Source organism: Pandoraea pneumonica, assembly GCF_049918595.1.
In the GTDB taxonomy this organism is placed as follows: domain Bacteria; phylum Pseudomonadota; class Gammaproteobacteria; order Burkholderiales; family Burkholderiaceae; genus Pandoraea; species Pandoraea pneumonica_A.
In genome coordinates, this window is sequence record NZ_JBNCRZ010000003.1 from 339,056 (window position 1) to 354,479 (window position 15,424).

The following is a 15,424-nucleotide window of genomic DNA, read 5'->3' on the forward strand; positions in this document are numbered from 1 at the left end:
GTCGTCGGCAGACGTTCCGAACCGCGAGGGATGTCGGCGTCGTCAACGACGTCTTTCGGAAATGCCCTATCCACAAGGGTCTCGCGTGACAGATTTGCGGCAGAATCTGCCCGCCCCACGTAAACGACATGCCATCGCCACAAGCGGCGCCTTGCAACAGGAAGCCCGCGCAAGCCCCGGATGTTTCATCTTTGATGAGTTCGCGGGACAACCCGTAGTACCCAAATGCGCGAAAACTTCGTACCCCTCTCGACATGACCGGTACGTGACGGTGTTGTGACGGCAACCACCGTCCGCGCACGAGCGCCGCAACGCTCGATGGTTTGCGTTTCGAGACAACGCAATGCGTACGGCGGCAGACGCGACAAAGCCCGCCCAATGGGCCTCTGGCGGCACAACGTGTTTGGCGATGGCAAGAGTCTCGAACGGCGAATACGCGTCGAGCGCAGGGGAAAATACGCGGGGAAAATGCGGCCGATAGTCAGACGATCGAGACATCTCGCCAGACAGTGGCGGCGAGAATTTTTGACCACGAGGGTCGAGCGCGTATGCCGTTAGCGCGGTCATATTCAGGAGCCCAAAAAGAAACGACCGCCCTGCTCATCACAGGACGGTCGCCCTCTCTTCGCCAGAAGATATCAGGCCGGCACGCCCGATTCGTCACCACGCAATCCATATCGGCACATCAGCCGATATAGGGTAATTCGTGAAATTCCCAGCTCCGCTGCCACATCGGTCAGACGATGGCAGTGGCGTAACAGCGCCTGCTCGATGGCAATTCGTTCGGCCTCCGTACGAATTTCTTCGAGCGTGCGAACCAGCGTCGGCACCCACGGCAACAGGTCGAGATCCTTCGCCGAAATCATCCGGCTGTCCGCCATCACGATGGCACGGCGAACGCGGTTGATGAGTTCCCGGACATTGCCGGGCCAGTGGTATTCGTACATCGCTTGCACCGCGCACTGTGTGAAGCCGCGAATCTTGCGATGGTTATCGCCTTTGAAGCGTTGCAGCACGTGGTGAGCCAGAATCTCGATGTCCTGTCCGCGCGCGCGCAGCGGCGGTTCGTCGACGCGCAGCACGCACAGGCGGTGATACAGGTCGACGCGGAAGCGGCCGTCTTTCACGGCCTCTTCGAGATCGACGTGCGTGGCCGAAATCACGCGCACGTTCACCGGAATGACATCGTGGCCGCCCAGACGCTCGATGGCGCCCTGTTGCAGAAAGCGCAGCAGGCTGGCCTGGCTCTCGATCGGCAGATCGCCAATTTCGTCGAGGAACAACGTGCCGCCGTTAGCGGCTTCCACCCGGCCGATCTTGCGAGCGTTGGCCCCTGTGAACGCGCCGCGCTCGTAGCCGAACAGTTCGGATTGCATCAGGTGCGGCGGAATGGCGCCGCAATTGATCGCGACGAACGGCCCCTTGGCACGCAAGGAGCGCTCGTGAATCGCCACCGCGCTCAGTTCCTTGCCGGTACCCGACTCGCCCGAGATGAACACCGGCGCGTCGGTATTGGCCACTTTGCGGATCGTGCGGAAGAGCAGTTGCATCGCCTCGCAGGTGCCGACCATCTCCTGATCGCCACCGACTTGCGGCGTGAAGATGACGGGGACCTCGGAGAGCGAAGCCATGCCCCACGCGTGACCGATCGAATGTGCGAGCTGATCGTTCGTGCATGGAACATTCACATAATCGAAGCAATAGTCGCGAATCAGCCGACGCACCGACGTGGCCGTCAACTGTTGCGGATTCGTCGCAGCAACCCAGCCGACGGTCGCCGGCTGCATGCAGGACTCGAACGCGCCCATCTCGCGGTCGCTATAACCGCTCGCCAGGTCGATGAGTGCTGCGCTGGTGACCCCGGGATTGAGAATGCGAGTGACGTCGCTGGCGCTCTTGGCCGGCACAACTTGCCAGCCCTGCTCCCCCAAAAACGACAGCAAGCCGTCGTTGTGCTTTCGGGAAGCGTAAATCAGGGTGCGCCCGGTATCGTTAGCCATACCTTAACTCCCTGCCTAAGCAGTGCCTGCGCGAGGTGACCGGGTTATCCGCCGGCTTGACGCAACAGGTATACGGCCCCACGCCGCTTGGGAGTTATGGTCTTCCCCGTGTTTGCTGGGTCCCCTAGTCGGCAGGTTCAGTCTAGAAGGTAGGTATAGGCCCAGAAATAGCGAGAAACAGCTAATCCGATTGGATGAGAGGAGCAGTACCTACGCGCAAACACCGCGGGCGTCACGCCCGCGTCATGCTCAGAGCGTATGTCTGTCGAGCACCGCTCGGGCGATGGTGCCGGCGTCTACGTACTCCAACTCGCCCCCGACGGGCACGCCGCGAGCGAGTCGGCTAACGCGCAGTCCACGGGCCTTGAGCATCTGCCCGAGGTAGTGCGCGGTGGCCTCGCCTTCGTTGGTGAAGTTGGTGGCCAGCACCACTTCTTTGACCACGCCGTCGGTGGCGCGGCGAATCAACTGCTCGAAGTGGATTTCGCCTGGGCCCACGCCGTCGAGCGGCGAGAGATGGCCCATGAGCACGAAGTACAGACCCTTGAAGGTCATCGTCTGCTCGAGCATGTTCTGGTCGGCGGGGGTTTCCACCACACAGAGCAGGCTCGTGTCGCGCTCGGGGTCGAGGCACGTCTCGCAGATTTCCACTTCGGTAAAGGTGTTGCAGCGCGCGCAATGGCGAATCTGCTCCGACGCTTGCACCAGCGCCTCACCCAGCCGCACGGCACCCTGACGGTCGCGTTGCAGCAGATGGTAAGCAATGCGTTGGGCGGACTTCGGCCCGACACCCGGCAACGCGCGCAGGGCGTCGACGAGTTCTTGCAGGCTCGATAGCTGGCGCATGTGTCGTCTTTCCTTCTTTATTTCCTAAAACCGTCGGACGATGGGGCTCAGAACGGCAGCTTGAAGCCCGGCGGCAGCGGCAGACCGGCGGTCATGCCGCCCATCTTTTCCTGCGCGGTGGCTTCGGCCTTGCGCACGGCATCGTTGAACGCCGCTGCAACGAGGTCTTCGAGCATGTCCTTGTCGTCCGCGAGCAGGCTCGGGTCGATGGTCACGCGACGCACGTCGTTCTTGCACGTCATCACCACCTTCACCAGACCGGCGCCCGACTGACCCTCGACTTCGATCTGGGCCAGTTGCTCCTGCATCTTCTTCATGTTTTCTTGCATTTGCTGAGCTTGTTTCATCAAGCCCGCGATATTTCCTTTCAGCATCTTGACTCCTGAGTCATGCGCACCGGGGCGCGTAGGGGCAAATAGAGAGATATTGGATGTACAGCGAATCGCGTCGACTGCGAGAGTACGTACCCAGTTATTGTACCGGGCGAATGCTATTCGGCACGATTTGCGCGCCGAAATCGTCGATGAGTTCTCGCACCAGCGGATCGTCGGCAATGGCCTGCTCGGCCGCACGTTGACGGGCGGCGGCGGCCTCTGCGGCGAGCGACGCGGCAGTGATCCCGACCTGCCCCAGTTCGACGTGTACCTGAACCTCCCCGCCGAAGTGCTCGTTCAGCACCTGCCGCAGTTTGTCGGCAGTTGCCGAGTCGGCCAGTTGACGCAGCGGCACGCGCAAATGCAAGGCACGGCCTGCGACTTCGGTCAGTTCGCTCTGATACGCCAGTTCTCGGGCCAAACCGCGGGCGGGCAATTCGGCCGCCAGTGCCGGCCACTCACCGGTGAAAACCGGGGCGTTGCCGTCAGCTTCACGATAGACACAAGCGCGAGGGGCTGGCGCGGGAGTGGCGGCGGTCGAGGTGGAAGCCGGGGCAGTCCCCGCAGGCTCGGGCTCCGGATCGGCACCCGCCGGGGCATCGTCTGCCGGACGCGAGGCATTGCGGCCTGCCGCCGAACCCGTGCCACTAGCACCGCCCGACGTCCGTCCGCCAGCGCCCTTACGACCGGCGTTGAGTGCGGCCAGTGCGGCGCGCGCGGGCGACATGGGTGCGCCTGCGCCATCGGTCGGCGCACTCGCGCGCGCCGCCGGGGCACGGCGGGCCTCCGGTTGCGCGGCAGGTGCTGCCGGGGCTGCCGAGCGCATCGGTTCGGAAGGCGCCGCAGCAGCGCGCGCCGGAGCGGCAGCCGAGGCCACTGCACGCGACGCGGTCTGCGGCGTAGGCGGCTCGGCGAGCGTGCCGCCAGCGAGCAGCGGCGTGAACGCCGCCATGCGCAGCAGCGCCATCGAGAAACCGGTGTATTCGTCGGGGGCAAGCCCCAGTTCGCCGCGTGCACGCGTCGCGATCTGGTAATAAAGCTGAACGGCTTCCGGTGAAATAGCTTCGGCAAGTCGGCGCACATCGGCGGCTTCGGGCCAGTCGTCCGAGACGGCTTCCGGCGCGAACTGCGCGAGTGCGATCTTATGCAACAGACTGCCCAGATCTTGCAAACCGGCGGCGAACGAAAAACTGCGTTCGGCCATCTCGTCGGCCACAGCGATCAGATCGGTGCGCGAGCCGTCTTTCAGGGCGTCGAGCAGGCGCACGAGCACGCTCTGATCGATCGCGCCGAGCATGCCGCGCACGGCGACTTCCGTGATCGGCCCGGCGGCATAAGCGATGGCCTGATCGGTCAGCGAGAGCGCGTCACGCATACTGCCGCTTGCGGCTTTGGCGAGCAACCGCAGTGCCTGCGGCTCGTTGTCGATGCCTTCTTCGCCAAGAATGTTCGTGAGATGCGACACGATGTGTCCGGCCGGCATCTGCTTCAAATTGAATTGCAGGCAGCGCGAGAGCACGGTGACCGGAATCTTCTGAGGATCGGTCGTCGCGAGAATGAATTTGACGTGGGCGGGCGGCTCTTCCAGCGTCTTGAGCATCGCATTGAACGCGTGGCCGGTGAGCATGTGCACTTCGTCGATCATGTAGACCTTGAAGCGTGCGTCCGCCGGTGCGTAGACCGCTTTTTCGAGCAGCGATGTCATTTCGTCGACACCGCGGTTCGAGGCCGCATCCATTTCCACGTAGTCGACGAAGCGCCCTTCGTCGATGGCACGGCAGGCCCGGCATACGCCGCAGGGCTCAGCCGTGATGCCCGTCTCGCAATTGAGCGCCTTGGCCAAAATGCGCGAGAGCGTTGTTTTGCCCACACCGCGCGTGCCGGTAAACAGATAGGCGTGATGCAGGCGCTGTTGCTCGAGCGCGTGCGTCAACGCACGCACGACATGCTCCTGGCCCACCAGGGTCGAGAAGCCTTTGGGGCGCCATTTGCGCGCGAGTACTTGATAGGTCATGCCAAATTGTAACAGTTCGGCGTTACGCATCCGCACCGTCGAGCGTCGTCCGATCAGGCGTCGATTCCGCCCGGAACATCGCTTCGCTGCGCGATGAAATGCGCAGGCTATCGGTGCGATAGAAAAAAATGTTGCGCGATTCTACCGCGCCACTCTTCCCCACGCGAGACGCGTGAAAAGACAATCGCATCGATAGCCGACATGCATGACCGCAAGCCTGTCAGCAAACGCAAACAACGACGCAATGCCGTAATGCCATTGAAATCTTAGGGAGAGAATGGTGCGCAGAACGCGCTGAGAACTTCGACAAAACAAGGAGGTAGGTGACGAGCCTGACCCTCGGCACTGGTAGAAAACGGCTGTGGCTGCTTCGTTCCCGACCTGACCAGATTGGCCGCGCCACCATGCGAGGAGGCCCGTCAGGAAAAGATTCTACCAGAGTCGACGCGCCAACAGAAGCGCTATTCTCGCGGGATTGCCTGCGCCGTGCCCCTGGCGGGGGTGTTTGCCTTATGGGGCGGTGCGCGCAAGCGTTGGCGATTTCCGTTAATATGACCGCAAACTGCAATGACGCGTCCTATTGAATCACGCTATTGCAGCCTCCATATGGAGAATGCACGCCCGGACACGAGGCCGAGCGACATCTCCGGCGCAGGCGAAAACGAAGTGGAAATGCATCGTTTTCGCCAAGCGTTTCCGAATAGCTAGACGAGGCGTAAAACACTCATGAGCGAAAACATCAAACACATTTCCGACAGCAGCTTCGAAGCGGATGTCATCAATTCCGACAAGCCGGTGCTGCTCGACTTCTGGGCAGAATGGTGCGGTCCTTGCAAGATGATCGCCCCGATCCTGGAAGAAGTGGCCAAGGAATACGGCGACAAGGTGCAGATCGCCAAGCTCGACGTGGATAACAACCAAGCGACGCCGGGCAAGTTCGGCATCCGCGGTATCCCGACGCTGATTCTGTTCAAGAACGGCGCTGTGGCTGGCCAGAAGGTCGGCGCGCTGTCGAAGTCGCAACTGACGGCGTTCCTCGACGGCCACCTGTAATCGCAGGCCGATGGCAGCAGGTGCCGGGGCCTTTGTCGCCACAGAGCGACACCCCGGCACCAGGCAGACGGCGCCACGCTTGCGCCGCGCGCTGCTTGCTATATAATCCGCCAGAAAGCATCCCAAAGTTCTTCGAGCGTTCGCTCACTTTTCCCTGATCCTTCACTTGTCGTCCAACGGACGGCACCTCCGTATGCATTTATCCGAACTAAAGTCCCAGCACGTCTCCGAGCTGCTAGAAATGGCGAACGGTCTCGAAATCGAGAACGCCAACCGCCTTCGCAAGCAGGAGCTGATGTTCGCCATTCTGAAGAAGCGCGCAAAGACCGGCGAAACCATCTATGGCGACGGTACGCTCGAAGTGCTGCCGGACGGCTTCGGTTTCCTTCGCTCGCCTGAAACGTCGTATCTGGCCAGCACGGACGATATCTATATCAGCCCGTCGCAGATCCGCCGCTTCAACCTGCATACCGGCGACACGATCGAAGGGGAAGTGCGCACGCCGAAGGACGGCGAACGCTATTTCGCGCTCGTGAAGGTGGACAAGGTCAACGACCACCCGCCCGAGGCCTCGAAACATAAGATCATGTTCGAGAACCTCACGCCGCTGCACCCGAACAAGCCGCTGCTGCTCGAGCGCGATATTCGCGGTGAAGAGAACGTGACGGGCCGCATCATCGACATGATTGCCCCGATCGGTAAGGGCCAGCGCGGTCTGCTCGTGGCCTCGCCGAAGTCGGGTAAGACCGTGATGCTGCAACACATTGCACACGCGATTGCCACCAACCACCCGGAAGCCAAGCTCTTCGTGCTGCTCATCGACGAGCGCCCGGAAGAAGTGACCGAAATGCAGCGCTCGGTGAAGGGCGAAGTGATCGCTTCGACGTTCGACGAACCTGCCACGCGTCACGTGCAGGTCGCTGAAATGGTGATCGAGAAGGCCAAGCGCCTGATCGAAATGAAGCAGGACGTGATCATTCTGCTCGACTCGATCACGCGTCTGGCACGCGCCTATAACACCGTGATCCCGGCATCGGGCAAGGTGCTGACCGGCGGTGTGGATGCCAACGCGCTGCAACGTCCGAAGCGTTTCTTCGGCGCAGCCCGTAACGTCGAAGAAGGTGGCTCGCTCACGATCATCGCCACGGCACTGATCGAAACCGGCAGCCGCATGGACGACGTGATCTACGAAGAATTCAAGGGCACGGGCAATATGGAAGTGCACCTCGAGCGTCGTCTCGCGGAAAAGCGCGTCTACCCGTCGATCAACCTGAACAAGTCCGGCACGCGTCGCGAAGAGCTGCTGATCAAGCCCGAGATCCTGCAAAAGATCTGGGTGCTGCGCAAGCTGATCTACGACATGGACGAGGCCGAAGCAATGGAATTCCTGCTTGGCAAGATCAAGCAGACGAAGAACAACGCCGAGTTCTTCGACCTGATGCGCCGCGGCGGTTAATCCTCCCCCGCGCATCACGTAAAAAAGCCGCGACACCGGTCGCGGCTTTTTTTTCGCTCTGCCATTCCGCGACCTCCCCGACACGCTTCGGGCTGTCACGGAGCCTGTTATAAGATGGGGCGCCATCCCCCTCGCCCCCACGGAGAATCTGCCATGTCTGACCAAGACGATCTGTCGAACGACCTGATAGCCGAAGCGGCTAACCACCTTGAGGCCGGGGACCCCGAGTCTGCACTGGAAATCGGCAAACGGCTCGAATCGATGAAGCAGCTCAGCGGCTACGAGATTCAGGCAGCCGCGTATGCCGAAATGGACGAGATGGAACAAGCGGTGACCGTGCTCGAAGCCGGCGTTGCCCAAGCCGAAGCCGGTACCCCGAACGTCTGGCGCCTGTGGCAACTGCTTGGCAATTACCGCGCCGACCTCGACCGATTCCCCGCCGCGTTCGAAGCCTACGACGCAGCTGGCAACACCGCCCCCGACGAAGACATCGTCATCATCGACTTCAACCACGCCAACGCCCTGTCGCGCAACGGCGACCGTGAGGCGGCGCATCAACGTCTCGACCGGGTCTTCGAGAGCCCGTATCTGGCGCATAACGGCCATGCCTTCGTCGAAGCTGCCATCGCATTGCGCATGCATCTGTTCAATGCGCAGGGTGATGCCAAGGCGGCGATCGATACCTTCAACGCCCTACACAACGCCGAAGGCGAGGAAGAAGGCAGCAACGAGTCGATGGCGGATGTCTACGCGGAACTGTCGCTCGCCTACAAGCAGTCGGGCGACGACGCCAAGGCGCTGGCCACCGCGTTGGACGCCGTGCAGCTCTACAAGTGGAGCGAGCTTGTTCTGTGGTCGTTGCGCGCCGCGCGTGGCGAGCAATCGGACACTGCCAAGACCATGCACCTGATCGTCGAAGGCCAATGGTACGAGCCGCTCGAAGATGAAGATCCCGACGGCCCGGCACCGGAGTTCGTCACCACGTACGACGTGGTTGCCGAAAACGAGGAAGACGCCTTGCGCCTGATCGCCGAGTGCGAGCCGCCGCAAGTGCGCGCTTCGCTGCGCATCGTCGAGACGCACCCGCTCGACCCTGACGACGAATCGCAGACGCCTTACAAGGGTGTCTACGCGACCGGTGACTATCACATGTACCAACCGGGCGACGACGACGAAGAAGTCGACTAAGCACTCGCATCGCGTCACACCGACACGCCATAAACAAAGGGCGCCGGATCATCCGGCGCCCTTTGTCCATGCCGACTTCGCGACGCGTCAACCACGCCGCGCCGTCGCTTTACTTATAGCCTGCGCGATCGAGAATGCGCTGGGCTTCCGGCAGGTTCTTCGCGATGGTGCCGATGGGCACCGCTTCGGCCTTGAAGTCGCCGAGTGACGCCAGCGCCGGGTTATCGACCTTCGTCGTCGGCACGGCCGGCCACTCATTGTTGCCGTTGGCGAAGTACTGCTGCGCTTCGTCGCTGGCGAGGTATTCCAGGAATTTCACGGCGTTATCGCGGTTCGGCGCGTGCTTCGCGACGCCTGCCCCGGCGACGTTCACGTGCGTGCCCTGCCCGGCCTGATCCGGCCACAGGAAACCGACCTTCGACATCAGCGCCTTGTCTTCCGGCTTATCCGAGCGCGCCATGCGCACGTAGTAATACGAGTTGGCCAGCGCGACGCCGCATTCCCCCGTGGCAACAGCCTTGATCTGATCGGTATCGCCGCCGCGCGGTGCACGGGCGAAGTTCGCGACCATGCCTTCCGCCCACTTCGTCGTCGCCGCCGCACCGTCACGCGCGATCAGCGCACCGACCAGCGACAACATGTACGGGTGCGAGCCCGAGCGCGTGCATACCTGCCCCTTGTGCTTCGGATCGGCGAGCGATTCATACGACGCCACCGTCTTCGGGTCGACCTTGTCCTTGTTGTAGACGATCACGCGAGCGCGCGTCGAGAAGCCATACCAATCGGTGCCCTTGTTCGTGCTGGCGGCATGCAGCTTGGCGGGAATGCGTGCGTCGAGCGTGGCGGACTTCACCGGCTGGAAGAGGCCTGCCTCGTCAGCCTTGGCAAGACGGGCAGCGTCGACCATCAGAATGACGTCGGCGGGGCTCTTCGCGCCCTCGCCCTTCAGGCGCTCCAGCAATGCCGCATCATCAGCCTCGATGCGATTGATCTTGATGCCGGTTTGCTTGGTGAACGTGCCGTAGAGCTGTTCATCGGTCTGGTAGTGACGTGCCGAGTACAGATTTAGCACCTTGTCGGTATCGGCCTGTGCGCCGAATGCCGCGGTCATCGCGGCGCCGAGCACCGTCAGTCGCGTCAGTTTGCCGATCGTCGTCGCCTTCATGGGCAGTTCCCCCGGAGAAATAGTGAGCGTGGAATGTGATTCGAATCGATCAAAACCGCCACAGACGGTTTTGCACAAAGGAACAGGATAATGAAATATTGATTTCAAAGCAAATGATTCTCATTCGCATTTGTTTCGATGTTCACCAACTCCGAAGTGAAATCGTGCGGACTGGGCAGCGCAGGGGAGGATGAAACAGGTGGGGAATGTGATGTGTTGCGCCAGATAAGACGGTCGCTGTGAGAGAAGGTTCCATAACGCCTTGATCGCACCACCGGAAAGTCAACGCACGTCGAGTTTCCCCACCAAAAGTGAACCGAACGGTACTCGCGAGGCTCCAATCGCCGTAAAATTGCGCGTCGGCGCACTCGCCGCCGTACGCGCCTGTCCTGCCCTGTTGGAGTTCTCCCCTTGTTGCCGTTGTTTCACACCCTGCGCCGTGTGCGCCCCACGCTTGCAGCATTGGCCGTGGCCGCCGTGTTGGCCGGTTGCGCCAGCGCCCCGTCCGTCGATGTCAGTGCCAACGGTGGCAATGCCCCGGCGACGCCCACCACACCGACGCCACCGCTCGCCCAGACCCCCACAACGCCCACCGCGCCGATCGCGCCGCCTAAGGTCGTGCGTCCGCTGAAGATCGGTCTCGCACTCGGTGGTGGCGCTGCACGCGGCTTCGCACATGTGGGCGTGATCAAGGCATTGGAAGCCCGCGGCATTCACGCCGACATCGTCGTCGGCACGAGCGCGGGCAGTGTCGTGGGCGCGATGTACGCCTCGGGCCTGAACGGCTTCCAGCTCAACCGCCTGGCGTCGACCATGGACGAAGCCTCGATCAGCGACTGGACGATGCCGTTCCGCTCGCGCGGCATGTTGCGTGGCGAGGCGCTCCAGTCGTACGTCAACAAGATTCTCAAGGACCGTCCGATCGAACAGATGCCGCGTCAGCTCGGCATCGTGGCGACCGACCTGCAAAGCGGTGCGCCGATCCTGTTCCGCCGTGGCAACACCGGCCAAGCCGTGCGCGCCTCCAGCAGCGTGCCGGGCGTGTTCGAACCCGTGCATATCGGCAACCGCGATTACGTCGATGGTGGCCTCGTCGCCCCGGTCCCGGCCGAGTACGCGCGCCAGATGGGTGCCGACTTCGTGATTGCCGTGGACATCTCGGCCAATCCGACCGTGCAAGCCACGCAAGGCCAGTTCGACATCCTGATGCAGACGTTCACGATCATGGGCCAGTCGATCAAGCAGTACGAGTTGGAGAAGAACGCCGACGTGGTCATTCGCCCGTCGCTGGCCAAGATGGGTGCATCGGACTTCCAGGGCCGCAACCGCGCCATTCTGGCGGGCGAGGAAGCCGTCTCGCAGATGTGGCCGCAGATCCAGCGCAAGATTGCCGAAGCGCAGGCGCAAGCCGCCAACGGCACCCAGCAAGCCGCACGCTGATCGCTGCGGCGCGGGCGGGCCTCAACCCGCCTGCGCCACCCACGCCAAGCGCGCCGGAAATAAAAAATGCCGCCTTCGAAGGGCGGCATTTCTTTTTGCTGCACCACCTGTCACGCAGACAGGCAGGCAGAACTTACATCGGGTGATCGTTCTTGAAGATCTGCTCGACGCGCGACAGATCCGCGCTGGCCTTGAGCGTCTCGACGCGACGCGCGCCGTTGTAGCGGGCCGACCAATACGATTCGCTCAACGTTTCCACCCGAATCTTGCCGCCGGTGGCCGGGGCATGCACGAACTTGTCGCCGCCAATATAGATACCGACGTGCGAGAAGCTGCGGCGCATGGTGTTGAAGAACACCAGATCACCCGGCTTCAAGTCGGTCTTGGCAATGCGCTCACCGACCTGGCTCATTTCTTCCGAGCGGCGCGGCAGCATGAAATTGAGGGTGTCCTGGAACACGTAGCGCACGAAGCCGCTGCAATCGAGACCGCTATCCGGCGTGTTGCCACCGTACTTATAACGAACGCCGATGTAGTTCAGCGCGCCGAGTACGACGTCCGATGCCTTGTCCGTCACATTCGAGAGCAGCTTCTGGGCGCGTTGCACACGCGACTCTTCCACGGCGGCCATCGGCACATCGCTGCCGGAAATGGCCGACATCGACGCAGCGGAGTTGCTCGTCGAAGCCGATTGGGAAGCTTGGGAATTTTGCGAAGCGGCCTGAATGGCAGCAGCGGCGGCACGGGCGGCGGCGGAAGGACCGTTGTTGTAGTCGTCAGCCTTTGCCGTCAACGAGGCGGTGACGAGCCCAGCGGCAGTGAACGCGAGAAGGAGTGTCTTGCGGGTGCGCTTAGGTTTCGTCTGCATTGGTCGCCGGGTTGAGGGTGTCGGAAGGCCGATGTGTCGCTCTTTCAAGTGCAACTTCGTTGGTGCTGAGTCGCATACCTCGGAGTCACCTTCGCTTCGGCTTGCCGCTTCCGCTTACGTTAACTCGTTGAATATTCAACTTAATTGGTACGCGATAGTAATGTGAACGTCACACGATGTCAAAAGGTAATAGAAAAAAACAATCAGTTCAATGAAAAAATTTTCATTAACAATCAAGCCCTTGTGATTTAGCCGACGTTTCGTGACGTTGGCCGATGTTTCGCCGCCGTGTCACGCCAGATCGCCTCACTACAACATGGCAGCCGCGACCAGTTCCCGGGTGTAATCGTTTTGCGGATCAAAAAATACTGATTCCGTATCGCCCTGCTCCACCAGATGCCCATCTTTGAACACCAACACCCGATGCGCCATGGCGCGCATGACCGCCAGATCGTGGCTGATAAAGAGGTAGCTCAGGTTGTACTTCACCTGAAGTTGAGCGAGCAGATGGAGCACCTGCTGCTGAATTGACACGTCGAGGGCACTGGTCGGCTCGTCGAGCACAAGAATCTGCGGATCGACGACCAACGCCCGCGCAATGGCAATGCGTTGCCGTTGGCCGCCCGAGAACTCATGCGGATAACGTGACATGGCACGCGAATCGATGCCCACCTCACGCAGCACATCGGCGACCCGCGCACGGCGATCCGCTTCCGATTGTTGCGGCCGATGCAGCGCCAACCCTTCGCCGACGATCTCTTCGATGGTCATGCGCGGCGACAGTGATCCGTACGGGTCCTGAAACACGATCTGCATATGCGAGCGCAACGTGCGCTGTGCTGTGCCGCGATAACTGGCCAGCGGCTCGCCGAGAAATTCGATCTGTCCCGCGCTTGCGCGCTGCAAGCCTAGCAGCGCCATCGCCAGCGTCGACTTGCCTGACCCCGACTCGCCCACCACGCCCAGCGTCTCGCCCTGCCGCAGCGATAGATCCACCGGATGCACGGCACGGAATGCCCCGCGCTTGAACCAGCCACGCATGCCCGGTTGCGCTATCGAATAATCGACCGTCACGCCCTTCGCTTCGAGCAACACCGGCGCAATCGGCAGCACCGGATGAATCTCGCGCTGCGGGCGGCTGTTAATCAGTTTCTGCGTGTACGGATGCTGCGGCTGCGAGAACAGCGTCTCCGTGTCGGCACACTCCACGAGCACGCCCTTTTCCATCACCGCCACACGCTCGGCAAATCGGCGCACCAGATTCAAATCGTGCGTGATGAGCAGCACCGCCATACCGCGCTTCTCGGCGGCGTCGCGCTGCAACTCCAGCAGCAGCTCCATGATCTGCGCGCGGATGGTGACATCGAGCGCCGTCGTCGGCTCGTCGGCGAGCAGCAGCTTCGGATGACACGCCAGCGCCATCGCGATCATCGCGCGCTGACGCTGACCGCCCGACAGCTCATGGGGAAAGTGCGACACGCGGCGTTCCGGCTCGGGAATGCCCGTGCGGCGCAGCAGCGCAATGGCGCGTGCCTTGGCATCCTTCGGCGACAAACCTTCGTGCAACTCCAGCGCCTCGGCAATCTGCTCGCCGATCGGATAGAGCGGATTGAGCGCGGTCATCGGCTCCTGAAAGATCATCGCGACGTCGTTACCGCGCAGCGCACGCATCTCGCGCTCGCGCAATGAGGCGAGATCCACGCCATCGAGCAGAATCTTTCCTTCCATCTGCGCATCCTGCAACAGCCGCAGAATCGCCAGCGCCGTCACGCTCTTGCCCGAACCCGACTCACCCACGAGGGCCACACGCTCGCCGCGCCCAATGGCAAGGCTCAGGTCCTTCACCACCTCGGTGTCGCCAAAGCGCACCGACAGGTTTTCGATACTCAGCAGGGGCGCGCTCACATTACCCCCCCGGCAGCGGCCTGTTTGTCGGCCACGCGCGTGTCGAGCGCGTTACGCAACGCATCGCCCATGAACGTGAGCAACAACAGCGTGAGCACAAGCACGACGAACGTTGCGAGCGAGATCCACCACGCATCGAGATTCGCCTTGCCCTGACTCAGCAGCTCACCGAGGCTCGGCGTCGGCGGCGGCACCCCAAGCCCGAGGAAATCCAGACTGGTCAGCGCGAGAATCGCCCCGCTCATGCGGAACGGCAAAAACGTGATGACTGGCGTCATGCTGTTCGGTAGCACGTGCCGCCGGATGATCTGCCAGTTCGACAGCCCCATCGCCCGCGCCGCGCGCACGTAATCGAGTTGTCGATTGCGTAGAAACTCGGCGCGCACGTAATCCGATAGCCCGATCCAACCGAACAGCGACAGCAGCACGAAGAGCAGCCACAACTGCGGCTCGAAGATCGACGCGAAGATGATGAGCAGATACAGCTCCGGCAGCGAGCCCCAGATTTCGATGAGTCGTTGCAGCGTCAGATCGATGCGTCCGCCATAAAAGCCCTGCACTGCCCCCGCCAAAATGCCGAGCAACGTGCCCGAGATGGTGAGCGCCAGCGCAAACACCACCGACAACCGGAAGCCATAGAGCAGCCGCGCGAACACGTCGCGCCCGCGATCGTCCGTGCCGAGCCAGTTCTCCGACGACGGCGGCGCCGGGTTAGGCACCTTCGCGAAGTAGTTGATGGTGTCGTAGCTGTAGCGCACCGGCGGATAGATCGCGAAATTGTCGCCCGAGCGAATGCGCTTTTCGATGAACGGATCGAGGTAGTCGGTCGGTGTGGGGAAGTCGCCGCCGAAGGTCAGTTCGGGATACGTCTTCACCAGCGGGAAATACCACTGCCCCTCGTAGCGCACGACCCACGGCTTGTCGTTGCAAAGCACTTCGGCAAACAGGCTGATGCCGAACAGCACGACGAACGCGACGAGGCTCCAGTAGCCCAGCCGTTCGCTGCGAAAGCGCCGCCAGACGCGCCAGCGTGGCGAGTAGGCACGACTTGATGGGTAAGCGGGGGCCGCAGCAGGCGGCAGCGACGGACGCGGCGATGGCGTGTCGGATCGGTT

12 protein-coding genes and 1 other RNA gene are annotated in these 15,424 nt (G+C 61.9%); 4 read left to right on the top strand and 9 right to left on the bottom strand.

From position 1 onward, the window contains the following. Positions 1–638 precede the first annotated feature (638 nt). The 5 genes from ACPWR9_RS14055 to ffs form a co-directional block, all read right to left on the bottom strand. A complete protein-coding gene (locus ACPWR9_RS14055; protein ID WP_426298534.1) occupies positions 639–2,000 on the bottom strand; it encodes a sigma 54-interacting transcriptional regulator in 1,362 nt (453 codons plus the stop codon). Positions 2,001–2,249: 249 nt separating this feature from the next. Next, positions 2,250–2,846 (bottom strand): recombination mediator RecR, encoded by a 597-nt coding sequence (gene recR / locus ACPWR9_RS14060; protein ID WP_150678654.1) that lies wholly within the window; start codon positions 2,844–2,846, stop codon positions 2,250–2,252. Between the two features lie 47 nt (positions 2,847–2,893). After that, positions 2,894–3,220 (bottom strand): YbaB/EbfC family nucleoid-associated protein, encoded by a 327-nt coding sequence (locus ACPWR9_RS14065; RefSeq protein WP_150678655.1) that lies wholly within the window; start codon positions 3,218–3,220, stop codon positions 2,894–2,896. A 97-nt stretch (positions 3,221–3,317) separates the two neighbouring features. Then, complete coding sequence (gene dnaX / locus ACPWR9_RS14070; RefSeq protein WP_426298536.1) at positions 3,318–5,234, bottom strand: DNA polymerase III subunit gamma/tau; 1,917 nt, start codon at positions 5,232–5,234, stop codon at positions 3,318–3,320. Between the two features lie 322 nt (positions 5,235–5,556). Continuing rightward, an RNA gene (gene ffs, locus ACPWR9_RS14075) (signal recognition particle sRNA small type) lies at positions 5,557–5,655 on the bottom strand. 305 nt (positions 5,656–5,960) lie between these two features. On the opposite strand from ffs, the gene trxA reads away from it, so the two are divergent. From trxA to ACPWR9_RS14090, 3 genes are all read left to right on the top strand, one after another. Further along, entirely contained in the window at positions 5,961–6,287 is a 327-nt protein-coding gene (trxA, locus tag ACPWR9_RS14080; protein ID WP_426298538.1) for a thioredoxin TrxA, read from the top strand. Positions 6,288–6,480: 193 nt separating this feature from the next. Further along, a complete protein-coding gene (gene rho / locus ACPWR9_RS14085; protein ID WP_042115527.1) occupies positions 6,481–7,743 on the top strand; it encodes a transcription termination factor Rho in 1,263 nt (420 codons plus the stop codon). Positions 7,744–7,896: 153 nt separating this feature from the next. Next, positions 7,897–8,931 carry a tetratricopeptide repeat protein gene (locus ACPWR9_RS14090; protein ID WP_426298539.1) on the top strand — a complete coding sequence of 345 codons (1,035 nt, stop codon included), beginning with the start codon at positions 7,897–7,899 and terminating at the stop codon, positions 8,929–8,931. Between the two features lie 109 nt (positions 8,932–9,040). Here the strand turns inward: ACPWR9_RS14090 and ACPWR9_RS14095 are convergent, their stop codons facing one another. After that, positions 9,041–10,096, bottom strand: a complete 1,056-nt coding sequence (locus ACPWR9_RS14095; protein ID WP_426298541.1) for a Fe(3+) ABC transporter substrate-binding protein — start codon at positions 10,094–10,096, stop codon at positions 9,041–9,043. Between the two features lie 384 nt (positions 10,097–10,480). On the opposite strand from ACPWR9_RS14095, the gene ACPWR9_RS14100 reads away from it, so the two are divergent. After that, the gene (locus tag ACPWR9_RS14100; protein ID WP_426299360.1) at positions 10,481–11,536 is read left to right on the top strand and encodes a patatin-like phospholipase family protein; all 1,056 of its coding nucleotides are present in this window, start codon (positions 10,481–10,483) and stop codon (positions 11,534–11,536) included. Between the two features lie 133 nt (positions 11,537–11,669). On the opposite strand, the gene ACPWR9_RS14105 is transcribed toward ACPWR9_RS14100, so the two are convergent. From ACPWR9_RS14105 to ACPWR9_RS14115, 3 genes are all read right to left on the bottom strand, one after another. Beyond that, on the bottom strand, positions 11,670–12,404 hold the full coding sequence (locus ACPWR9_RS14105) for a C40 family peptidase (RefSeq protein WP_426298543.1): 735 nt from the start codon (positions 12,402–12,404) through the stop codon (positions 11,670–11,672). A 309-nt stretch (positions 12,405–12,713) separates the two neighbouring features. Then, entirely contained in the window at positions 12,714–14,309 is a 1,596-nt protein-coding gene (locus ACPWR9_RS14110) for an ABC transporter ATP-binding protein (protein WP_426298545.1), read from the bottom strand. Continuing rightward, a complete protein-coding gene (locus ACPWR9_RS14115) occupies positions 14,306–15,391 on the bottom strand; it encodes an ABC transporter permease (RefSeq protein WP_426299362.1) in 1,086 nt (361 codons plus the stop codon). Before ACPWR9_RS14115 ends, ACPWR9_RS14110 begins: the two co-directional genes overlap by 4 nt. Between the last annotated feature and the right edge of the window lie 33 nt (positions 15,392–15,424).